At 51.4% G+C, this 21,585-nt stretch carries 25 protein-coding genes and 3 pseudogenes; 16 read left to right on the top strand and 12 right to left on the bottom strand.

Going from position 1 to position 21,585, the window contains the following annotated elements:
• Position 1 precedes the first annotated feature (1 nt).
• From OGY10_RS16580 to yqgG, 4 genes and pseudogenes are all read right to left on the bottom strand, one after another.
• On the bottom strand, positions 2-733 hold the full coding sequence (locus OGY10_RS16580) for a hypothetical protein (RefSeq protein WP_286577061.1): 732 nt from the start codon (positions 731-733) through the stop codon (positions 2-4).
• Between the two features lie 152 nt (positions 734-885).
• Positions 886-2,862, bottom strand: coding sequence for a biosynthetic arginine decarboxylase (gene speA / locus OGY10_RS16575; protein ID WP_071692619.1), 1,977 nt, complete (start codon positions 2,860-2,862; stop codon positions 886-888).
• On the bottom strand, positions 2,855-3,001 hold the full coding sequence (yqgB, locus tag OGY10_RS16570) for an acid stress response protein YqgB (protein WP_071692618.1): 147 nt from the start codon (positions 2,999-3,001) through the stop codon (positions 2,855-2,857). The genes speA and yqgB overlap by 8 nt, the downstream gene beginning before the upstream one ends.
• A 258-nt stretch (positions 3,002-3,259) precedes the next feature.
• Positions 3,260-3,361 (bottom strand): annotated as a pseudogene (yqgG, locus tag OGY10_RS16565) (small protein YqgG); the annotation flags it as partial.
• A 540-nt stretch (positions 3,362-3,901) separates the two neighbouring features.
• Between yqgG and metK the strand changes: the two are divergent.
• The 8 genes from metK (at position 3,902) to ruvX (ending at position 11,156) form a co-directional block, all read left to right on the top strand.
• Positions 3,902-5,056 carry a methionine adenosyltransferase gene (metK, locus tag OGY10_RS16560; protein WP_020996311.1) on the top strand — a complete coding sequence of 385 codons (1,155 nt, stop codon included), beginning with the start codon at positions 3,902-3,904 and terminating at the stop codon, positions 5,054-5,056.
• 398 nt (positions 5,057-5,454) lie between these two features.
• Positions 5,455-6,849 carry a galactose/proton symporter gene (galP, locus tag OGY10_RS16555; protein ID WP_008785766.1) on the top strand — a complete coding sequence of 465 codons (1,395 nt, stop codon included), beginning with the start codon at positions 5,455-5,457 and terminating at the stop codon, positions 6,847-6,849.
• 78 nt (positions 6,850-6,927) lie between these two features.
• A complete protein-coding gene (locus OGY10_RS16550) occupies positions 6,928-7,425 on the top strand; it encodes a SprT family zinc-dependent metalloprotease (protein ID WP_003825440.1) in 498 nt (165 codons plus the stop codon).
• A 94-nt stretch (positions 7,426-7,519) separates the two neighbouring features.
• Entirely contained in the window at positions 7,520-8,227 is a 708-nt protein-coding gene (gene endA, locus OGY10_RS16545) for a deoxyribonuclease I (protein WP_286577060.1), read from the top strand.
• Between the two features lie 74 nt (positions 8,228-8,301).
• Complete coding sequence (rsmE, locus tag OGY10_RS16540) at positions 8,302-9,033, top strand: 16S rRNA (uracil(1498)-N(3))-methyltransferase (protein WP_008785768.1); 732 nt, start codon at positions 8,302-8,304, stop codon at positions 9,031-9,033.
• 19 nt (positions 9,034-9,052) lie between these two features.
• Positions 9,053-10,000 carry a glutathione synthase gene (gene gshB / locus OGY10_RS16535; protein WP_003027083.1) on the top strand — a complete coding sequence of 316 codons (948 nt, stop codon included), beginning with the start codon at positions 9,053-9,055 and terminating at the stop codon, positions 9,998-10,000.
• A gap of 176 nt (positions 10,001-10,176) precedes the next feature.
• Positions 10,177-10,740 carry a YqgE/AlgH family protein gene (locus OGY10_RS16530; protein ID WP_286577059.1) on the top strand — a complete coding sequence of 188 codons (564 nt, stop codon included), beginning with the start codon at positions 10,177-10,179 and terminating at the stop codon, positions 10,738-10,740.
• On the top strand, positions 10,740-11,156 hold the full coding sequence (ruvX, locus tag OGY10_RS16525) for a Holliday junction resolvase RuvX (RefSeq protein WP_008785771.1): 417 nt from the start codon (positions 10,740-10,742) through the stop codon (positions 11,154-11,156). Before OGY10_RS16530 ends, ruvX begins: the two co-directional genes overlap by 1 nt.
• On the opposite strand, the gene OGY10_RS16520 is transcribed toward ruvX, so the two are convergent.
• Positions 11,153-12,133 (bottom strand): type IV pilus twitching motility protein PilT, encoded by a 981-nt coding sequence (locus OGY10_RS16520; protein WP_234103506.1) that lies wholly within the window; start codon positions 12,131-12,133, stop codon positions 11,153-11,155. The genes ruvX and OGY10_RS16520 overlap by 4 nt on opposite strands.
• Before the next feature lie 17 nt (positions 12,134-12,150).
• On the opposite strand from OGY10_RS16520, the pseudogene OGY10_RS16515 reads away from it, so the two are divergent.
• A pseudogene (locus tag OGY10_RS16515) lies at positions 12,151-12,321 on the top strand (YggS family pyridoxal phosphate enzyme); the annotation flags it as partial.
• Between the two features lie 5 nt (positions 12,322-12,326).
• Here OGY10_RS16515 and OGY10_RS16510 read toward each other — a convergent pair.
• The 3 genes and pseudogenes from OGY10_RS16510 to OGY10_RS16500 form a co-directional block, all read right to left on the bottom strand.
• Positions 12,327-12,746, bottom strand: a complete 420-nt coding sequence (locus OGY10_RS16510) for a DUF3828 domain-containing protein (protein ID WP_003825424.1) — start codon at positions 12,744-12,746, stop codon at positions 12,327-12,329.
• The gene (locus tag OGY10_RS16505; protein WP_071692592.1) at positions 12,746-13,105 is read right to left on the bottom strand and encodes a hypothetical protein; all 360 of its coding nucleotides are present in this window, start codon (positions 13,103-13,105) and stop codon (positions 12,746-12,748) included. Before OGY10_RS16505 ends, OGY10_RS16510 begins: the two co-directional genes overlap by 1 nt.
• Positions 13,106-13,457: 352 nt before the next feature.
• Positions 13,458-13,583, bottom strand: a pseudogene (locus tag OGY10_RS16500) (type IV pili twitching motility protein PilT); the annotation flags it as partial.
• Positions 13,584-13,600: 17 nt separating this feature from the next.
• Between OGY10_RS16500 and OGY10_RS16495 the strand changes: the two are divergent.
• The 5 genes from OGY10_RS16495 to hemW are packed head-to-tail and all read left to right on the top strand — an operon-like array spanning position 13,601 to position 16,907.
• The gene (locus tag OGY10_RS16495) at positions 13,601-14,305 is read left to right on the top strand and encodes a YggS family pyridoxal phosphate-dependent enzyme (RefSeq protein ID WP_032944928.1); all 705 of its coding nucleotides are present in this window, start codon (positions 13,601-13,603) and stop codon (positions 14,303-14,305) included.
• Positions 14,306-14,323: 18 nt separating this feature from the next.
• Positions 14,324-14,890: a YggT family protein gene (locus OGY10_RS16490; RefSeq protein WP_003825417.1), complete on the top strand. Its 567-nt coding sequence runs from the start codon at positions 14,324-14,326 to the stop codon at positions 14,888-14,890.
• Positions 14,887-15,177: a DUF167 family protein YggU gene (gene yggU, locus OGY10_RS16485; protein ID WP_003027101.1), complete on the top strand. Its 291-nt coding sequence runs from the start codon at positions 14,887-14,889 to the stop codon at positions 15,175-15,177. The genes OGY10_RS16490 and yggU overlap by 4 nt, the downstream gene beginning before the upstream one ends.
• 7 nt (positions 15,178-15,184) lie before the next feature.
• Entirely contained in the window at positions 15,185-15,778 is a 594-nt protein-coding gene (locus tag OGY10_RS16480) for an XTP/dITP diphosphatase (protein ID WP_003825414.1), read from the top strand.
• Positions 15,771-16,907 (top strand): radical SAM family heme chaperone HemW, encoded by a 1,137-nt coding sequence (hemW, locus tag OGY10_RS16475; protein ID WP_003825412.1) that lies wholly within the window; start codon positions 15,771-15,773, stop codon positions 16,905-16,907. Before OGY10_RS16480 ends, hemW begins: the two co-directional genes overlap by 8 nt.
• A 114-nt stretch (positions 16,908-17,021) precedes the next feature.
• Here hemW and ansB read toward each other — a convergent pair whose 3' ends face one another.
• The 4 genes from ansB to trmB form a co-directional block, all read right to left on the bottom strand.
• Positions 17,022-18,068, bottom strand: a complete 1,047-nt coding sequence (gene ansB, locus OGY10_RS16470; RefSeq protein ID WP_003027108.1) for an L-asparaginase 2 — start codon at positions 18,066-18,068, stop codon at positions 17,022-17,024.
• A gap of 188 nt (positions 18,069-18,256) precedes the next feature.
• Positions 18,257-18,976 (bottom strand): YggN family protein, encoded by a 720-nt coding sequence (locus OGY10_RS16465; protein WP_003825409.1) that lies wholly within the window; start codon positions 18,974-18,976, stop codon positions 18,257-18,259.
• Positions 18,977-19,025: 49 nt separating this feature from the next.
• Positions 19,026-19,352: a YggL family protein gene (locus tag OGY10_RS16460; RefSeq protein ID WP_003027115.1), complete on the bottom strand. Its 327-nt coding sequence runs from the start codon at positions 19,350-19,352 to the stop codon at positions 19,026-19,028.
• The gene (trmB, locus tag OGY10_RS16455; protein ID WP_003825406.1) at positions 19,352-20,071 is read right to left on the bottom strand and encodes a tRNA (guanosine(46)-N7)-methyltransferase TrmB; all 720 of its coding nucleotides are present in this window, start codon (positions 20,069-20,071) and stop codon (positions 19,352-19,354) included. Before trmB ends, OGY10_RS16460 begins: the two co-directional genes overlap by 1 nt.
• Positions 20,072-20,231: 160 nt before the next feature.
• Here trmB and mutY point away from each other — a divergent pair, with 160 nt between their 5' ends.
• Both mutY and OGY10_RS16445 read left to right on the top strand, forming a co-directional pair.
• Positions 20,232-21,284 (top strand): A/G-specific adenine glycosylase, encoded by a 1,053-nt coding sequence (gene mutY, locus OGY10_RS16450; RefSeq protein ID WP_032941749.1) that lies wholly within the window; start codon positions 20,232-20,234, stop codon positions 21,282-21,284.
• A 27-nt stretch (positions 21,285-21,311) separates the two neighbouring features.
• Positions 21,312-21,581 carry an oxidative damage protection protein gene (locus OGY10_RS16445; RefSeq protein WP_003027126.1) on the top strand — a complete coding sequence of 90 codons (270 nt, stop codon included), beginning with the start codon at positions 21,312-21,314 and terminating at the stop codon, positions 21,579-21,581.
• Positions 21,582-21,585: the final 4 nt, after the last annotated feature.

Below are 21,585 nucleotides of genomic sequence, written 5' to 3'. Positions count from 1 at the left end.
GTTATTGACGACATGGCGGCGGGGCGTAACCATTACTGTCCGCCGGGAAGGCTTGCGCGGAGCAAGGCGGGAGTGTTTTGACGGCCGGCCCCTGCAAAGCAAAGGCGGCAAAACCAATCACTCCAATGTTGCGCACGTCTCCCTGTGCAGAGCTAGCGGCGTAGGCGTCAGAAACATCGGAAAACTGAAATGCCGCTTCAGTATGCTTGTCTTTTCTGAACCCTTTGATTGCCAGTGAATCTCCTGCATTAACAATATAGCCGCTATTATTCAGCGAACCAGGTTTACCGTTAAGTACATCAAGCCCATCCACTGTCGCCACGATTTCATAGTTTGTATCTCGGCTATAATTGCGCACATATAATTGATAATTTGCCCCCACTTTGGCAGGAAGCCTATATTGCCATTGGCCAACTGATGAGTTGTAAAAACGGGTAATAGGTACGGAATTAAAATTAGCATCGCGAACGGCATATTCCAAGTCACTAATGCGTATGCTGTATACTCTATCGTAACCCGTCGAATGCTTTGCGGAGTAATTTATTAATATAACTTCAGCAGGATCGCGCTCCGCACGTTCTACCGATATGCCCGTTACCGTTGAGCGAACCTCTTCGCCCCAGGCCGTGCCTACAGCTGGCGAAGATGCACTGCTATACTGTACTGGCCCAGAACACCCACCAGCAAGTAAAAAAATCACGGCAAAAAAGACGTTCCACTTTAATCCCTTCATCTCGATTCCCTTTCTGTTTCCGATTTATTACAGCGGCAACAGTAGGTGTATTAAAAAATAAAAGAAAGGGTTGTGACTATATTTCAGATTCCATCAATAAAAAAAGAGCCGGATTATATAAATAAGCCGGCCCTCAAGCAGATATGTCTTAATTACTCGTCTTCGAGATAAGTATAACCGTACAGACCGGCCTCAAACTCTTCGAGGAACTGTTGCTGCAGCTCGGTATCCAGATCGGTGTTTTTCACCTGGTCACGGAACTGCGTCAGCAGGGTATTCGGATCCAACTGCACGTACTGCAGCATATCCGCCACGGTATCCCCTTCATCGGACAGCTCAACTTCTACGCTGCCGTCAGGGAAGACGAACACGTCAACCGCTTCGGTATCACCAAACAGGTTGTGCATGTTGCCGAGGATCTCCTGGTACGCCCCCACCATAAAGAAGCCCAGCATCGGCGGGTTCTCCGGGTCATATTCCGGCATCGGCATGGTGGTCGCAATGCCATCACCGTCAACGTAGTGGTCGATAGCACCATCAGAGTCGCAGGTGATATCCAACAGCACCGCACGGCGTTCAGGCACCTGGTTCAACCCTTCCAGCGGCATTACCGGGAACAGCTGATCGATCCCCCACGCATCCGGCATCGACTGGAACAGCGAGAAGTTGACGTAAATCTTATCCGCCATTCGCTCCTGCAGCTCGTCGATAATCGGACGATGCGCGCGGTTGCTCGGGTCGAGTTGTTTCTGCACTTCATGGCACATGTTCAGATAAAGCTGCTCAGCCCACGCGCGCTCTTGCAAGCTAAAGGTACCTGAAGAGTAACCAACGTGAATATCGTGCAGATCCATCTGGCTGTCGTGCAGCCATTCACGCAGTGAACGACGGGTTCCCGGTTCATGCATTTCTTGCCAGGTTTCCCACATGCTTTGCAAAGCACGCGGCGCATCATCAGCCGGAGGCGTTGCTTCTGTGTGTTCGCTACGCTCAACGCCGATAATGTTTGATACCAGCACGGTATGGTGCGCGGTAACCGCGCGGCCAGACTCGGTGATTACCGTCGGATGCGGCAGACCGTGTTCTTCGCAGGCGTCGCCAATAGCCCAGATGATGTTGTTGGCGTATTCGTTCAGGCCGTAGTTTACGGAACAGTCAGACTGCGAACGGGTACCTTCGTAATCCACGCCCAGACCACCGCCCACGTCGAAGCACTGGATATTGACGCCAAGCTTGTGCAGCTCAACGTAGAAACGCGCCGATTCACGTACGCCGGTGGCGATATCACGAATGTTCGCCATCTGCGAGCCAAGGTGGAAGTGCAGCAACTGAATGCTGTCCAGACGACCGCGCTCGCGCAGAATTTCGACCAGCTGCAGCACCTGGTTTGCCGCCAGGCCGAATTTTGATTTTTCCCCGCCGGAGGACTGCCACTTGCCAGAGCCCTGCGACGCCAGACGCGCACGCACGCCCAGACGCGGAACGACATTCAGGCGTTCAGCTTCATCCAGCACGATTGCAATTTCAGACATCTTCTCGATGACCAGATAGACCTTATGGCCCATCTTCTCGCCAATCAGCGCCAGACGGATATATTCGCGGTCTTTATAACCGTTACACACGATCACGCTACGGGTCATTCCTGCATGAGCCAGAACGGCCATCAGTTCAGCTTTGGAACCCGCTTCCAGTCCCAGCGGTTCGCCGGAGTGGATCAGCGATTCAATCACGCGGCGGTGCTGGTTGACCTTGATCGGGTAAACGAGGAAATAGTCACCGTTGTAACCGTAAGATTCACGGGCACGTTTAAACGCGGCGTTAATCGAACGCAGACGGTGTTGCAGGATCTGCGGGAAGCAGAACAATGCAGGCAAACGCTGGCCCTGCGCTTCACGGGCTTTCACCAACTCAGCAAGGTCAACGCGCGCTTCGGGTACGTCCGGATCCGGGCACACGCTGATGTGACCCAGTTCATTGACGTCGTAGTAGTTATTACCCCACCAGGCAATATTGTAAGTACGCAGCATCTTGCTGGCTTCCTGGGAACTCATTGCAACCTCCTGCATGGAGCGTAGTACACCGTGTTCGCCTGCTGACGAAGGCGAACCCAAAGAAATGTCGTCAGACATAGCGAACCTCAATTTTATTAACAAGTGTAAAACAGTTGACTACTATCGCAATCCGAAGACGCGATAACAACCCAAATACAGGCAGAATTTGCAGCAGATAGTGCTGACGCTCCGACTGTGCGACCGGTTTCTTTTTCATATCAATGTAAACACGTAACCGAACTTAATGCTGACGGTTCGGCGAAACCACGAGAAAACTCTTGTTTACCAAGAGCGCCCTTGTTCAGTTCTTAGTGACCGTTACCGGCTCTTGAGTCCTGAGATACGCCGAGATGGGTATACACTTCATCCTTCATGCAGCCTCTTTGTTGGCTACGCTCATTTGCCCTAGTCACGTACTACTCGTACGTTCAGGAGACTCATTCACTTGCCGCCTCGACGCAGCATAAATGATTTTGTGTATATAACATCGACAGGTATGCAAAGCAGAGATGCAGATTGCGGGGGACATATGTACACCAGAACGGTGCGACAGATTCTGCAGAATACAACGGTTCATTATCTCGTATCACCTCCATGGTTGCTCCTTACGGAACGAACCCACAAGCCAAAGCTAAAGTTTTAACCCGGCTGGAAGTGGCAACACGATGAAAACGTCGTGTGCTTTTGTCTATCCTAAATAATTCGAGTTGCGGGAAGGCGGCAACGCAGAGAGTCCCCGGGAGCTTACATGAGTAAGTGACTGGGGCGAGCGAGGAAGCCAACGCACATGCAACTTGAAGTATGACGGATATGAGCCGCGCGCCGCGTTTTATACCGATAAGAAAGTCAAAAAGCAAAAGATAAATATGCACATTGCCAGCACCGTCAGGAAAAATTTCCAGTTACATTTTCAGTACAATGCGACCTCAATCAAAAAAAGCTGGAAATCAGGCGAAGAACTGTCCTAAAATAGCCGTCCAGATGTTAATCCATCTATACCGATTAACACTCAGACTGCCAGTGTCCGTCATCTGCAGACTCATGGTAGAATCTTCTACACATGGCTATTCCACTCGACAGTTTGAGCTAACCAAATTCTCCTTAGGTGAAATTAAATATGGCAAAACACCTTTTTACGTCCGAGTCCGTATCAGAAGGGCATCCTGACAAAATCGCTGACCAAATCTCTGATGCTGTGCTGGATGCAATCCTGGAACAGGATCCAAAAGCACGCGTTGCCTGCGAAACCTACGTCAAAACCGGTATGGTTTTAGTTGGCGGTGAGATCACCACTAGCGCATGGGTTGATATCGAAGAGATCACCCGTAACACGGTTCGCGAAATTGGCTATGTGCATTCCGACATGGGCTTTGACGCCAACTCTTGCGCGGTACTGAGCGCGATTGGTAAACAGTCTCCGGACATCAACCAGGGTGTTGATCGTGCCGATCCGCTGGAACAGGGCGCAGGCGACCAGGGCCTGATGTTTGGTTATGCAACCAACGAAACCGACGTGCTGATGCCAGCACCTATTACCTATGCTCACCGTCTGGTGCAGCGTCAGGCTGAAGTGCGTAAAAACGGCACCTTATCCTGGCTGCGTCCGGATGCCAAAAGCCAGGTAACCTTCCAGTATGACGACGGCAAAATCGTCGGTATTGATGCGGTTGTTCTGTCTACTCAGCACTCTGAAGATATCGACCAGAAATCGCTGCAAGAAGCCGTTATGGAAGAGATCATCAAGCCGGTACTGCCGACTGAATGGCTGACCGCTTCGACCAAATTCTTCATCAACCCAACTGGTCGTTTCGTTATCGGCGGCCCGATGGGCGACTGCGGTCTGACCGGTCGTAAAATCATCGTTGATACCTACGGCGGCATGGCGCGTCACGGCGGCGGTGCATTCTCTGGTAAAGACCCGTCTAAAGTTGACCGTTCCGCAGCCTATGCAGCCCGTTACGTAGCGAAAAACATCGTTGCCGCAGGCCTGGCTGACCGTTGTGAGATTCAGGTTTCCTACGCAATCGGCGTGGCAGAACCGACATCTATCATGGTGGAAACGTTCGGTACTGAAAAAGTGCCTTCAGAGCAGCTGACCCTTCTGGTGCGTGAGTTTTTCGACCTGCGCCCGTATGGCCTGATTCAGATGCTGGATCTGCTGCACCCGATTTACAAAGAAACCGCTGCTTACGGTCACTTTGGTCGCGAACATTTCCCATGGGAAAAAACCGACAAAGCACAGTTGCTGCGCGACGCTGCCGGTCTGAAGTAATTTAAACCAGACTTAACGCTTATGAAGACCAGCCTCGCGCTGGTCTTTTTTTATACCTATTTCCTCTCCCACATCCATCACCAAACCGCGCTGATTACTATTGCTTTAAATGAAAATGAAAGCGATTACATCACACCATATTTCCCTCTACCTTGAATTAACATCTCTTATCCAGCACACTTGCATCACTGTTACATTATATTTCATCATTGTCTTAAATTCAGACGACCAACATTATTTAATCCCAATAAATAATGTTAACTTTCAATGAATTAACAAATAATCCGCATGAATGGCAGTGTAAGCGATTACACTAATGTGATGTGATTCGCATTTTTTTACCCCGTACTCACCTACCCTTAACATCAACAAAACTAGCTACCCAACCGGAGGGCATCATGCCTGACAATAAAAAAACGGGGCGTTCCAACAAAGCCATGACATTTTTTGTCTGCTTTCTGGCAGCCCTTGCTGGATTACTTTTTGGCCTGGATATCGGTGTTATTGCCGGTGCTTTACCGTTCATCACCGACGAGTTTCAAATTACCCCGCACACTCAGGAATGGGTGGTGAGTTCCATGATGTTTGGTGCGGCGGTAGGTGCTGTCGGCAGCGGTTGGCTCTCCTTCAAACTGGGACGCAAAAAAAGCCTGATGATCGGTGCGATCTTGTTTGTTGCGGGTTCACTGTTCTCCGCCGCTGCGCCAAACGTTGAAGTCCTGCTGGTTTCCCGCGTGCTGCTCGGCCTGGCTGTAGGCGTTGCGTCTTATACCGCGCCGCTGTACCTGTCTGAAATTGCCCCGGAAAAGATTCGTGGCAGCATGATCTCCATGTATCAGCTGATGATCACCATCGGTATTTTGGGCGCGTATCTTTCCGATACAGCCTTTAGCTACAGCGGCGCATGGCGCTGGATGCTGGGTGTAATCATCATCCCTGCCCTGCTGCTGCTGGTTGGCGTTATCTTCCTGCCGGACAGCCCACGTTGGTTTGCAGCTAAACGTCGTTTTGTTGATGCTGAACGCGTCCTGTTGCGTCTGCGTGACACCAGCGCAGAAGCCAAACGCGAGCTGGATGAAATCCGTGAAAGTCTGCAGGTGAAGCAGAGCGGCTGGGCGCTGTTTAAAGAAAACAGCAACTTCCGTCGCGCAGTATTCCTTGGCGTTCTGTTACAGGTGATGCAGCAGTTCACCGGGATGAACGTCATCATGTATTACGCACCGAAAATCTTTGAGCTGGCGGGCTACACCAACACCACCGAGCAGATGTGGGGGACTGTTATCGTCGGTCTGACCAACGTGCTGGCAACCTTTATCGCCATTGGCCTGGTTGACCGTTGGGGCCGCAAGCCTACGCTGATCCTTGGCTTTATCGTGATGGCTGTTGGTATGGGCGTGCTGGGTACAATGATGCACGTGGGTATTCACTCGGCATCCGCACAATACTTCGCAGTACTGATGCTGCTGATGTTTATCGTTGGCTTTGCGATGAGCGCCGGTCCGCTGATTTGGGTACTGTGCTCTGAAATCCAGCCGCTGAAAGGCCGCGATTTCGGCATCACCTGCTCTACTGCAACCAACTGGATTGCCAACATGATCGTCGGCGCAACCTTCCTGACGATGCTGAACTCACTGGGCAGCGCCAACACCTTCTGGGTCTACGGCGGCCTGAACGTACTGTTCATCTTCCTGACTCTGTGGCTGATCCCTGAAACTAAAAACGTCTCTCTGGAACACATTGAGCGTAACCTGATGAAAGGTCGTAAACTGCGCGAAATTGGCGCGCACGACTAATCACCAAAGGCTTCCTCCCTCAGTGGGAGGAAGCCTTCCTCTTGCAGTCCCTTCCCTGTCGCACTATCCTCTGGCGTTATGAAAACCTCCCGTCTCCCTATCGCCATCCAGCAAGCCGTTATGCGTAGCCTGCGGGAAAAACTCGCCCAGGCCAATCTCAAGCTCGAACGCCAATATCCGGAGCCAAAGCTGGTTTACCAACAGCGCGGCACCGCCGCCGGCACTGCGTGGCTACAAACCTATGAAATTCGCCTTAATCCCGTCCTGCTGATGGAAAACGTCGACGCATTCATTAACGAAGTTGTGCCCCATGAACTGGCGCATTTACTGGTGTGGAAGCACTTTGGGCGCGTGCCGCCACACGGGAAAGAGTGGAAATGGATGATGGAAAGCGTTCTGGGCGTACCGGCCCGGCGCACGCATCAGTTTGAACTGCAATCGGTGCAGCGCAAGACCTTTACTTACCGCTGTAAGTGTCAGGAGCACCAACTGACCGTCCGCCGCCATAACCGCGTTGTGCGCGGTGAGGCCACCTACCGCTGTGTTCACTGCGGCGAACCGCTGGTTGCAGAATAATCTTCAGAATTATCAGGAACTTTTCTGACCTAACTGATTGCATACTGGAATAACTTTCGCTACGTTGCGGGCTCGTTTTGACACGGAGTTTGTGATGTACCGTCATTTTTCTTTTGCTGCGGCCCTGTTAGCCGCTGCGTTTTCAGGCCCGGTTTTAGCCGAAGGCATCAACAGTTTTTCTCAGGCAAAAGCAGCAGGCGTCAAGGTTAACGCCAATGCGCCGGGCGATTTCTACTGCGGTTGTAAAATTAACTGGCAAGGCAAAAAAGGGGTCGTTGACCTCGAATCCTGCGGCTATAAAGTGCGAAAAAATGAAAACCGCGCCAGTCGAATTGAATGGGAGCACGTTGTCCCCGCCTGGCAATTTGGTCATCAGCGTCAGTGCTGGCAGGACGGAGGGCGTAAAAACTGCGCCAAAGATCCGGTCTATCGTAAGATGGAAAGCGACATGCATAACCTGCAACCTGCTGTGGGTGAGGTAAATGGCGATCGCGCTAACTTCATGTACAGCCAGTGGAACGGTGGCGAAGGTCAGTATGGGCAATGCGCCATGAAGGTCGACTTCAAAGAGAAAGTTGCCGAGCCGCCAGCCCGCGCCCGCGGTGCCATTGCTCGTACCTATTTTTACATGCGCGACCAGTACGATCTAACGCTCTCCCGCCAGCAAACTCAGCTTTTTAACGCCTGGAATAAGCAATATCCGGTCACCGACTGGGAGTGTGAGCGCGACGAACGCATTGCAAAGGTACAGGGGAACCATAACCCATATGTGCAACGCGCTTGCCAGGCGCAAAAGAGCTAACCTACACTAGCGTCAATATTTTTAACCATGCCCTGGCCTTTCGTAGCCTAGGGCCATGACGCGGATGTTTAACTATGCGCATTCCTCGCATTTATCACCCTGAGCCAATCACCTCCGGCAGCCAAATTTCACTGTGTGAAGATGCAGCCAACCATATCGGCCGCGTGCTGCGTATGGGACCGGGCCAGGCGCTACAGCTGTTTGATGGCAGCAATCAGGTATTCGACGCTGAAATCACCCACGCCAGTAAAAAAAGCGTGGACGTGAAGGTACTTAACGCTGAACTCGACGATCGTGAGTCGCCGTTGCACATCCACCTGGGTCAGGTGATGTCGCGCGGTGAAAAAATGGAATTCACTATCCAGAAATCGATCGAACTGGGTGTAAGCCTCATTACGCCACTTTTTTCTGAGCGCTGCGGCGTTAAACTGGACAGTGAACGCCTGAACAAGAAGCTCCAGCAGTGGCAGAAAATCGCCATTGCCGCCTGCGAACAGTGCGGTCGAAACCGGGTTCCCGAAATTCGCCCGGCAATGGATTTGGAAGCATGGTGCGCGGAACAGGACGAAGGTCTGAAACTGAACCTGCATCCGCGCGCCAGCGCCAGCATCAATACGCTGCCGCTGCCGGTGGAGCGCATCCGCTTGCTGATTGGCCCGGAAGGCGGGTTGTCGGCAGATGAAATTGCCATGACCGCACGTTATCAGTTTACTGATATTCTGTTAGGACCTCGCGTTCTGCGTACTGAGACAACCGCGCTCACCGCCATTACTGCGCTACAGGTGCGTTTTGGCGATCTGGGCTAAGGCATAAACGGAGAAGAAAATGATCAAGCTCGGCATCGTGATGGATCCCATCGCAAGCATCAACATCAAGAAAGATTCCAGCTTCGCTATGCTGCTGGAAGCGCAACGTCGCGGTTACGAAATTCATTATATGGAGATGGCCGATCTTTATCTGATCAACGGTGAAGCCCGCGCCCATACGCGTACCCTGAGCGTAGAGCAGAACTACGACAAATGGTATGAGTTCAAGAGCGAGCAGGATCTCCCGCTGGCAGACCTGGACGTTATTCTGATGCGTAAGGATCCGCCGTTTGATACCGAGTTCATCTACGCTACCTATATTCTGGAACGTGCAGAAGAAAAAGGGACGCTGATCGTCAACAAACCGCAGAGCCTGCGCGACTGCAACGAAAAGCTGTTCACCGCATGGTTTGCCGACCTGACGCCGGAAACGCTGGTCACGCGTAACAAAGCGCAGCTGAAAGCCTTCTGGCAAAAACACAGCGACATCATTCTCAAACCGCTGGATGGTATGGGCGGCGCATCTATTTTCCGTGTGAAGGAAGGCGACCCGAACCTTGGCGTCATTGCTGAAACGCTGACCGAGCACGGTACCCGCTACTGCATGGCGCAGAACTATCTGCCAGCAATTAAAGATGGCGATAAACGCGTCCTGGTGGTCGATGGCGAACCCGTTCCTTATTGCCTGGCGCGTATTCCGCAGGGCGGTGAAACCCGTGGCAACCTGGCCGCTGGCGGTCGTGGCGAGCCGCGTCCTTTGACCGACAGCGACTGGGAAATTGCACGTCGCATTGGGCCAACGCTGAAAGCGAAAGGTTTGATTTTTGTCGGTCTGGATATCATTGGCGATCGTCTAACGGAAATTAACGTAACCAGCCCAACCTGTATTCGTGAAATCGAAGCGGAGTTCCCGGTTTCGATTACCGGTATGCTGATGGATGCCATTGAGGCGCGTTTGCAGAAGTAAATACGTTGCCGGATAGCGACGCCATCGCGTCTTATCCGGCCTGAAATTGCACCCCGCAGACCGGATTAGGCGAAGCCGTCATCCGGCAATGCTATCTTCAGAGGGTGACATCTTCGAGCTTTGCCCACATACTGGGCTCTGTTGCTTTTTTGAACCAGGAAACAGAACCTCTGACAATGAATTTACAGCATCACTTTCTGATTGCCATGCCTGCTCTCCAGGATCCGATTTTCCGCCGTTCCGTGGTGTACATCTGTGAACATAATGAGAACGGAGCAATGGGGATTATCGTTAATAAGCCTCTGGAAAACTTACAAATTGAAGGGATTCTGGAAAAGCTGAAGATTACCCCAGAAGAACGCGATCCGGCCATTCGTCTGGATAAACCAGTGATGCTCGGCGGCCCGCTGGCGGAAGACCGTGGATTTATTCTGCATACCCCGCCGTCACGTTTTGCATCCAGTATCCGCATTTCAGATAACACCATCATCACCACCTCCCGCGATATACTAGAAACCCTGGGCACACAAGAACAACCGTCCGAAGTGCTGGTTGCGCTGGGTTATTCATCATGGGAAAAAGGTCAACTGGAACAAGAGTTACTGGATAACGCCTGGCTCACGGCGCCCGCAGACCTCAACATCTTATTCAAAACGCCGATTGCCGACCGCTGGCGCGATGCGGCGAAGCTTATCGGGATAGATATTCAGACCATGCCAGGCGTGGCGGGACATGCCTGATGAGCGGAACATTACTCTCTTTTGATTTTGGTACGAAAAGTATTGGTGTTGCTGTTGGTCAGCGCATTACCGGTACGGCCAGACCGTTGCCCGCCATTAAGGCGCAGGACGGTACGCCAGACTGGAGTTTGATTGAACGCCTGCTGAAAGAATGGCAGCCGGATGAAATCATTGTCGGCCTACCACTCAACATGGATGGCACCGAACAGCCCCTTACCGCGCGCGCACGTAAGTTCGCTAACCGTATTCACGGTCGCTTTGGCGTAACCGTAACGCTGCACGATGAACGCTTGAGTACCGTCGAAGCCCGCTCTGGCCTGTTTGAACAAGGCGGTTATCGGGCGTTGAATAAAGGCAAAGTAGATTCCGCTTCTGCCGTGGTCATCCTCGAAAGCTATTTCGAGCAGGGTTACTAAATCCGTCCCTGCGCCTGACGCTGCTGCTGACTTTGTGCAAATGTCTGCATACCTGTCTGTTGCCCGGTTTGAATTACGCCGGGCAGCTGATGCGTTTTCCCTTCACGAATCAAATTGCCCACGGCTGGCGTGTTGACGAGCAGCTCAAATAGCGCCACGCGTCCTCCCAGCTTATCTTCCTCCAGCTTTTGCGAAAGTACCGCCCGCAGGCTGTCTGCTAACTGGTTACGCACCGGCTCTTTCTCTGTTGCCGAAAAGGTGTCCACCAGCCGCGCGATAGCCTGTGCCGCCCCTCGCGTATGTAACGTTGCCAGCACCAGATGCCCGGTTTCCGCTGCCGTTAATGCCAGACGAATGGTTTCCGCGTCGCGCAGTTCGCCCAGCAAAATGACGTCGGGATCTTCACGCAGCGCGCCGCGTAAACCGGCGGCAAAAGAAGCGCAGTGTACGCCCACCTCCCGTTGTTGAATAAGACAACGCTGGCTGGTGTAGCGATATTCAATCGGGTCTTCCAGCGTCAGAATATGCCCCGCAACATGCTGATTAAGGTACTCTACCATCGCCGCCAGGGTCGTTGATTTACCGCTACCGGTAGCGCCTGTCACCAGAATTAACCCATTTTCACTGCGCAGCAGTTCAGGTATGACGTCAGGGGTCTGGAGATCGTCTAAACATGGACAATCAAGCGGGAGCAATCTTAGCGCCAGTGAGGTTCCCTGTTGATGAACAAAAGCACTGGCGCGCAGCCGCTGGGAACCGGCCAGCGCAATAGCAAAATCAATCTGCCCCTGTTCCTGCCACTGTACCTGTTGTTGCTCACTGAGCCAGCACATCAGCAGATTCTCCACGTCAGGCGTAGTAAATGGTGCGATTTCGACTTTTCCACGTATGCGCCAGCGCGCAGGCCATGCATTGCACAGGTGTAGATCCGACACGTTATGCTTTACACTAAGGGCCACTATTTCTTCCATATTCATATGAACATCCTCGGAAAATGAACGATATCGCGCATAACCTGGCACATGTCCGGGACAAAATCTCAGCCGCCGCGACGCGTTGCGGGCGCTCTTCAGAAGAAGTTACGTTGCTTGCAGTCAGTAAAACCAAACCTGCGAGCGCCATCGAAGAAGCCATTACCGCAGGATTATTTTCAATTGGTGAAAACAATAACTAATGGCGAGTAGCCACGCTCTTGATTTTCCATACACCATTTTCTTCTACCATGCAGTCAATGACTTTTTGAGATGACTCACCTGTTCCAAATGTCAAATAGACATTGGTACAAATAGGATCAGTTATAGTTAGATCAATACTAATATGCTTACTCCAGTCTTCATTTGCAAAATCCTGAACCTTTAGAAAATAATCCTCTTCAAGCTCATTGTTCATATAAGCTTGTTTTAATTCATTCAATGTATCAATACTAACAAAAGGCTCTAATGCCGTCGGGTTATCTGCAACTGGGATGATATTATGAGTAATCTGCTTTATATACCAGGCATTGAATTTTAATGCTTGCATATCAGCAGGAACTATTTCTGCCATAGCAAATGATGAGAATAGAAAAGTAAATAATATTAATCGCTTCATCAATTGTGCCTATATAATTTATACGAAGGCTGACTTTTACGATAACCAGGTCCGGGGTACACGCCATGTTCCTGCTTGAAATCTGACCACCAGTAATGCCCATCAAAAATCGCCATATGACCTGCTGTATTTCCTCCAGTATATGGTTGGATTATAGCAACATCACCTTTTATAGGATTCCCATATACTTCACGAAAACCAGCTAATACTAAATATTTACCCATATTTTTAGCATTATCATGATGTAATGATACGCCGCCATGTTCGATAGCTGCTGTTACTGCCCTGGCACAATAACCCGTAGCGTGTGGATGAGCATTATGTCTAACAAAATTTATAGCGGCTTCTTTATTCCACATTTACAACACCTCATTTATAAATGAAGAATATTAAATATCACAAAGCGAACCATTAGCATGAACATTAAATGCTTCCAACTCCATTTATTGACATCATCACCATGTCCCAAACTTATATTTGCAATGTGTATTATCGTTTAGTTATAAAATAAGCAACAATATTCACCCCACCAATTAAGTAATAGCTTAATTTTATTAGAGATATAATTTTACACCTGTTTTTATTACTTTAAACCTTTAAATTAAAGCGAACTTGAGCTAAATAAAAACGAATTAAAAATTCTATTTGTTAAATCTGTTTACATCTTCCTACAGACTCACATTTTGTACTCAGCACATCCACAGTCCCACCAGGCGTAGTAAAGGGTGCGATTTCGACTTTTCCACGTATGCGCCAGCGCGCAGGCCATGCATTGCACAGGTGTAGATCCGACACGTTATGCTTTACACTAAGGGCCACTATTTCTTCCATATTCATATGAACATCCTCGGAAAATGAACGATATCGCGCATAACCTGGCACATGTCCGGGACAAAATCTCAGCCGCCGCGACGCGTTGCGGGCGGTCTTCAGAAGAAGTTACGTTGCTTGCAGTCAGTAAAACCAAACCTGCGAGCGCCATCGAAGAAGCCATTACCGCAGGGCAGCGTGCCTTCGGTGAAAACTATGTGCAGGAAGGGGTGGATAAGATCCGCTACTTCCAGGAAAAAGGCGTCAACGATCTGCAGTGGCACTTTATCGGCCCGCTGCAGTCCAACAAAAGTCGTCTGGTCGCTGAGCACTTTGACTGGTGCCATACGATCGACCGTCTGCGTATCGCTGCCCGTCTGAGCGAACAGCGCCCGGCGGAACTGCCGCCGCTCAATGTACTGATTCAAATTAATATCAGCGATGAGAACAGTAAGTCAGGAATTCCGCTGGCAGAGCTTGATGCACTGGCCGCTGAAGTCGCTGTACTGCCGCGCATTACCCTGCGTGGTCTGATGGCGATTCCGGCTCCAGAGTCAGATTATGTAAGGCAGTTTGAAGTTGCACAGCAAATGGCGGTAGCATTTGCCGGGTTGAAAACACGCTACCCAGGCATCGACACTCTCTCACTGGGAATGTCTGATGATATGGATGCCGCCATCGCGGCGGGTAGCACGATGGTGCGCATTGGCACTGCCATTTTTGGTGCTCGTGATTACACTAAAAAATAAGGAAAACTAAGGAACACCATGAATACGTTGACCTTCCTGCTCTCAACGGTAATTGAGCTGTATACCATGGCGCTGCTGCTGCGCGTGTGGATGCAATGGTCTCGCTGCGATTTTTACAACCCGTTCTCGCAGTTTATAGTGAAAATCACTCAGCCCATCATTGGGCCGTTACGCCGCATTATTCCCCCGATGGGGCCGATCGACAGCGCATCGGCATTAGTTGCGCTCGTTCTCAGCTTTATCAAAGCAATCGTGCTGTTTAAGGTGGTCACGTTCCAGCCGATCATCTGGATCGCCGCCGTACTGATTGTCCTGAAGACTATCGGGCTGTTGATTTTCTGGGTGCTGCTGGTGATGGCAATTATGAGCTGGGTCAGCCAGGGCCGCAGTCCTGTAGAGTACGTGCTGATTCAACTGGCAGATCCGCTGCTGCGTCCTATCCGTCGCATACTTCCAGGCATGGGCGGGATCGATTTCTCCCCAATGATTCTGGTTCTGCTGCTCTACGTTATTAACATGGGCATCGCGGAAGTGTTGCAGGCGACAGGCAACATGCTGCTGCCGGGGCTGTGGATGGCGCTATGAGTGCCGTTACACCCTGCGACGACGGTCTGGTTTTACGGCTCTACATTCAGCCTAAAGCCAGCCGTGACAGTATTGTGGGTTTACATGGCGACGAAGTTAAAGTCGCCATTACCGCCCCGCCAGTAGATGGCCAGGCCAATAGCCATCTGGTGAAGTTTCTCGGCAAACAGTTCCGTGTGGCAAAAAGCCAGGTCGTCATTGAGAAGGGCGAGCTTGGTCGTCACAAACAGGTTAAAATCATTCATCCGCAACAGATCCCGCCCGAAATTGCGGCGTTAACTGATTAGGTATCCCATGCAAAAAGTTGTCCTCGCGACCGGCAATGCCGGTAAAGTGCGTGAACTCGCCTCTCTTCTGAGTGATTTCGGTCTTGATGTTGTTGCCCAAACGGAACTGGGTGTTGATTCTGCAGACGAGACCGGGCTGACGTTTATTGAGAACGCCATTCTGAAGGCGCGTCATGCCGCGCAAATTACCGGCTTACCGGCCATTGCTGATGACTCAGGTCTGGCAGTAAATGCCCTTGGCGGCGCGCCGGGTATCTATTCAGCCCGCTATTCCGGCGAAGATGCGACCGATCAGCAGAACCTGGAAAAACTGCTTCACACCCTGCAGGATATTCCTGATGACAAGCGCCAGGCGCAGTTCCACTGCGTGCTGGTGTATATGCGCCATGCAGACGATCCAACGCCTGTTGTTTGCCACGGAAGCTGGCCGGGCGTGATTACCCGCGAACCTGCCGGAAACGGTGGTTTTGGCTACGACCCGATCTTCTTTGTGCCGTCTGAAGGGAAAACCGCAGCCGAACTGACCCGTGAAGAAAAGAGTGCAATTTCTCACCGCGGACAGGCGCTAAAGCTGCTGCTGGATGCCCTGCGTAATGGTTAAGCTTCCGCCGCTAAGTCTTTATATTCACATCCCGTGGTGCGTGCAGAAATGCCCGTACTGCGACTTCAACTCGCATGCGCTAAAGGGCGAAGTCCCTCATGACGACTATGTGCAGCATCTGCTGAGCGATCTGGATACTGAGGTAGCCCATGCCCAGGGCCGTGAAGTAAAGACGATTTTTATCGGTGGTGGCACGCCGAGCCTGCTTTCTGGCCCGGCGATGCAAACGCTGCTCGACGGCGTGCGAGCACGGCTGAATCTGGCCGAAGATGCAGAAATCACGATGGAGGCGAATCCCGGGACGGTGGAAGCCGATCGCTTTGTGGATTATCAACGCGCTGGCGTCAACCGTATCTCGATTGGCGTACAGAGCTTTAGCTCCGCCAAACTCGAACGTCTGGGACGTATTCACGGGCCGGAAGAAGCCAAACGAGCAGCACACCTGGCGAGCGGTCTGGGGCTACGCAGCTTTAACCTCGACCTGATGCATGGTTTGCCGGATCAGACGCTGGAAGAGGCGCTGGGCGATTTACAGCAGGCCATCGCGCTCAACCCACCGCATCTTTCCTGGTATCAGTTAACCATCGAACCCAACACGCTGTTCGGTTCCCGACCGCCGGTTTTACCGGACGATGACGCGCTGTGGGATATTTTTGAGCAAGGCCACCAGCTACTGACCGCCGCGGGATATCAGCAGTACGAAACCTCAGCCTACGCCAGACCGGGTTATCAGTGTCAGCACAACCTTAACTACTGGCGTTTTGGCGACTATCTTGGCATTGGCTGCGGCGCACACGGTAAGATCACATTCCCTGACGGACGCATCCTGCGCACCACCAAAACACGGCATCCGCGTGGGTATATGCAAGGGCGTTATCTCGAAAGCCAGCGCGATGTCGCCGAAGCCGATAAGCCGTTCGAGTTCTTCATGAACCGTTTCCGGCTGCTGGAAGCCGCGCCTCGCGCGGAGTTTACGCAATATACCGGTCTTACCGAAGACGTTATTCGTCGACAGATCGATGAGGCTATTTCCCAGGGCTACCTGAGTGAATGCGATGAGTACTGGCAGATTACCCAACACGGTAAGCTGTTCTTGAATTCGCTGCTGGAGCTGTTTCTGGCGGAGTGATGGCTGGTGAACGTAGGCCTGATAAGCGTAGCGCCATCAGGAAAATTGCCGGATGGCGGCTGCGTCTTATCCGGCCTACAGGGTTAGGGCGGTAAGCGCAGCCACCTTCATCGATTAATACTGATTAAACATTTCCTGGATCTGCTTAGGATCCTTGGTTTGGGTCAGCGCAAGCTGCAGCAGAACACGTGCTTTTTGCGGGTTCAGGGAACCTGAAGCCACAAATCCGTATTTTGCATCATCAACTTCTGCATCCTGTGTAGTGGCGCCCGTTGGCACACGGGATGAACGCACTACAACGGTACCTTTATGCGCGGCGGTTGCCAGCGTATCGAAAATGGTTTTATACAGGTTACCGTTACCTACACCCGCACTGACGATCCCGGCGTAACCCGCATCCACCAGCGCTTTTGCCGGCAGATCGGAGGCATTAGCGTAGTTATAAACAATCCCAACTTTCGGCAGCTCGGTCAGCTTAGACACATCGAACGGAGTAGACGTGGTGTGCTTACGCGCAGGCGTACGCTGGTAGTCGATTTTACCGTTATGGATGTAACCCAACGGGCCGTAGTTAACGGATTTGAAGGTAGCGACGTCGGTAGTGTTGGTTTTAGTCACGTCACGACCATCCATAACGGTGTCGTTCATCACCACCAGCACTCCGCGGTTGGCAGAGGCTTTGTCTGCGGCAGTTACTACTGCGTTATACAGGTTAAACGGGCCATCAGCGCTCATACCCGTAGACGGACGCATTGCGCCGACCAGCACCACCGGTTTGTTACACTTGACGGTCAGGTCGAGGAAATAGGCGGTTTCTTCCATGGTATCCGTACCATGTGTTACCACGAAGCCGTCGGTTTTATCACACTCGGTATTAATCTTTTTCGCCAGCGTTAACCAGACTTCGTCATTCATATCCTGGGAGCCGATATTCACCACCTGCTCACCTTTAACGACAGCGATATCTTTCAATTGAGGTACGGCCTCAACCAGATTTTCTACGCCAACCTTGCCTGCCGTGTAGTTAGATTTTGTCGCGGAATCACCGCCGCCGGCAATCGTCCCACCGGTCGCTAAAATGGTGATGTTTGGCAGTGCAAGCGCCGCGCCGCTGAAACCCATAACCAGTGCGGCAAGTGCCGTTTTCTTGAAAAACTCCATGTTATTTCTCCAGTTACTTGAATTTGCAGCATTATGTCTATCCTACAGATGAATAATGTGACGAGTTCCAATTAACCAGATTTATATCTCCACCAAATTGCCGTTCTTAGAGATGGATATCAAAAAAACAGAAATATACAAAATAAAACGGCACAGAATGTTTCTGTGCCGTTAATAAGAGGTGAAGATTATTTCAGAGTGCTAACCAGCGTTTTACGATCGTTTTCCAGCGTCACAACGCGGGAACAGACATCTTTGCCAAACTGCTGGAAGTCTTGTTCCTGATTCTTCCATTCGTTCTGAATTGAGGTCTGCAAACCACCGAGGCTTCCGAGTACGCCCTGCAGTGGATTACCACCGCCTTTGAGCACGGCTTTCGCCCCCATTTCGTTGATGCTGTCCTGCAAAATGCCGCCCATCGCCTGATTCACCAGCTGTTGTCCGTCTGCGCGGACCTGATCAATCGCCTTATAATGGAAAGTCAGGCCATCAGTTCGATGCTCGATGATGCGGTTCATCTGCTCTTTCAATTGCGCATCCAGCTTGGTTAAGCGGCCACGCATGTTGCTGCTTTCACCGACCTCTTTGGCGATGATTTTGTCCAGCGCCACGCGACCTTTCTCTACGCGCGCTCTGGCACCTTCGTCGATCCACGGCAGGCTGCTACGCAACGCCGCCTGATAATCTTTGGCCTGCTCACGCTGTGCGGCGTTCAGGTTGTACTGTTTACCGTTGAAGGTGACATCGCCAGCCTGGGTAATAACCAGGTCGCCATTCTCGCCCTTCACCTGCACCGTTTGTGGGCTCAAAATCACATCGTCACGCGGGGTGACGCTGCACTGGTAATCTGCATGTGCGGCCATCGCCGTGAACGTTAGGACTGCCGCCAGCAGCGTTTTGCGCATCATATCTTTCCCTCAATACAAATCGGGCCGGCATTTGCCGACCCTGTGCTACTTAGTCCCACCAAATATCGAAAAGTTCGCTGGTACGCACTTCTTCGAGTTTGTGCTCTTCCAGCCACTTACGCACGATTGCCTGGTGTTCTTCGGTGCATTTGCCGATTTCCTGCAGACAGATCAGACCTTCCCAGGCCAGATAGCCGCTGCCGTCAAAAGCCAGCTTGTTCGGTTCGATGACTTCATTGATAAAGTCATCAACGATTTGATCGACCTGCTCTCCAGATGTACCTTCCGGGAAACGCCATGCAACCGAAAATCCTACTTCCTGGAATTCTTCGATGTGCATCTTTTTACGCAGACGACGGCTACGGTTCTTTGCCATTATTTCACCCTCTCGAACATTAAGTCCCATACGCCGTGGCCAAGACGATGACCACGTTGTTCAAATTTGGTTACCGGGCGCGATTCCGGGCGCGGTACATAATCGTTACTCTCTGACTGGTTTTTATACCCGTCAATCGAGGACATCACTTCAAGCATGTGCTCCGCATACGCTTCCCAGTCGGTCGCCATATGGAACACGCCGCCCAGCTTCAGCTTACTTAAGATATGCTCAGCAAACGGTACCTGAACGATACGGCGTTTATTATGACGTGCTTTATGCCACGGGTCAGGGAAAAACAGCTGAACCATAGATAAAGAATTGTCAGGAATCATTTTATGCAGGACTTCAACGGCATCATGGCACATGACGCGCAGGTTCTCGACACCCTCTTCATGGGCTGAAGCCAGACACGCACCAACGCCCGGTGAGTGAACCTCAATGCCGAGGAAATTCTGTTCCGGACGCGCTTTCGCCATTGCAACCAGCGACGCTCCCATACCAAAACCGATTTCCAGCGTGACTGGCGCGTCACGGCCAAACAGTTCTGCAAAATCTACAGGCTCTTCGCTGAACTCAACGCCCATCACCGGCCAGTAGTTTTCCAGCGCGTGTTCCTGCCCTTTCGTCAGTCGCCCCTGGCGACGAACAAAACTACGAATCCGGCGCAGAGGGCGGCCGTTTTCATCAAATTCCGGTGAAATGACGTCGTTCTTCATAAAAGTTTAGTCTGCTGTGTTTGAGTTCTGAAAACGGGCATTATCCAAAGTTAGTTGCCGGATGCAAGTAAAGGAAGAAAGTGAGCAGCGGAAAGTTCCGGTTTACACCCCGTTGCCGCTGTGCTGCAATCTTGCCCCCGGCAATAATGAAACGGTAATCATGCAAGCGTCTCAATTTTCGGCTCAGGTTTTGAGCTGGTACGACAAATACGGGCGGAAAACGCTGCCCTGGCAAATTGACAAGACGCCTTACAAAGTATGGCTCTCTGAGGTAATGCTGCAACAAACTCAGGTTGCGACCGTTATCCCCTATTTTGAGCGCTTTATGGCGCGCTTCCCAACGGTAACGGATTTAGCCCATGCGCCGCTGGATGAAGTTCTGCATTTGTGGACCGGGCTGGGTTATTACGCCCGTGCGCGAAATCTGCATAAAGCCGCGCAGCAGGTTGTGACGCTGCATAGCGGTATATTTCCGCAAACCTTTGATGAAGTAGCCGCCCTACCTGGCGTCGGACGTTCAACCGCAGGCGCGATCCTTTCTCTCTCTTTGGGTCAGCATTTTCCGATTCTCGACGGTAACGTCAAACGCGTGCTGGCTCGCTGTTATGCTGTAAGCGGCTGGCCGGGTAAAAAAGAGGTCGAAAAGAAGCTGTGGGAGCTGAGCGAGCAAGTTACGCCGGCCCAGGGTGTTGAGCGTTTTAATCAGGCGATGATGGATTTAGGCGCAATGGTCTGTACGCGCTCAAAACCTAAATGTTCCCTGTGTCCGTTGGAAAATGGCTGTGTGGCGAGCGCCAATGCAAGTTGGGCGCTGTATCCCGGTAAAAAACCCAAACAGACGTTACCGGAACGAACGGGCTATTTTTTACTGATGCAGCATGATGACGAAGTGCTGCTCTCACAGCGACCGCCCAGCGGCTTGTGGGGTGGTTTATACTGTTTTCCGCAGTTTGACGACGAAGATGGACTGCGCAACTGGCTGGCGCAACGACAAATTAACGCAGATAATCTGACCCAACTTAATGCGTTTCGCCATACCTTTAGCCATTTCCACTTAGATATTGTGCCTATGTGGCTTCCCGTGTCTTCATTCACCTCATGCATGGATGAAGGCAACGCGCTCTGGTATAACTTAGCGCAACCGCCGTCGGTCGGACTGGCGGCTCCCGTGGAGCGTTTGTTACAGCAATTACGTGCCGGTACACACGTTTAACGTACCGGACGATAAAGAGGACTTTTTATGAGCAGAACGATTTTTTGCACTTTCCTGCAACGCGAAGCAGAAGGCCAGGATTTTCAGCTGTACCCGGGCGATCTGGGAAAACGCATTTATAACGAGATTTCTAAAGAAGCATGGGCGCAATGGCAGCATAAACAGACCATGCTGATTAACGAGAAAAAACTCAATATGATGAACGTCGAACACCGTAAGTTACTGGAACAGGAGATGATTAACTTCCTGTTTGAAGGTAAGGATGTGCATATTGAAGGCTATACGCCAGAGTCATAAGAAC

It is taken from the genome of Citrobacter sp. Cpo148 (assembly GCF_030332375.1).
GTDB lineage: Bacteria > Pseudomonadota > Gammaproteobacteria > Enterobacterales > Enterobacteriaceae > Citrobacter > Citrobacter portucalensis.
The sequence above is the reverse complement of the archived record's forward strand: the minus strand, read 5'-3'. Positions and strand labels throughout refer to the sequence as shown.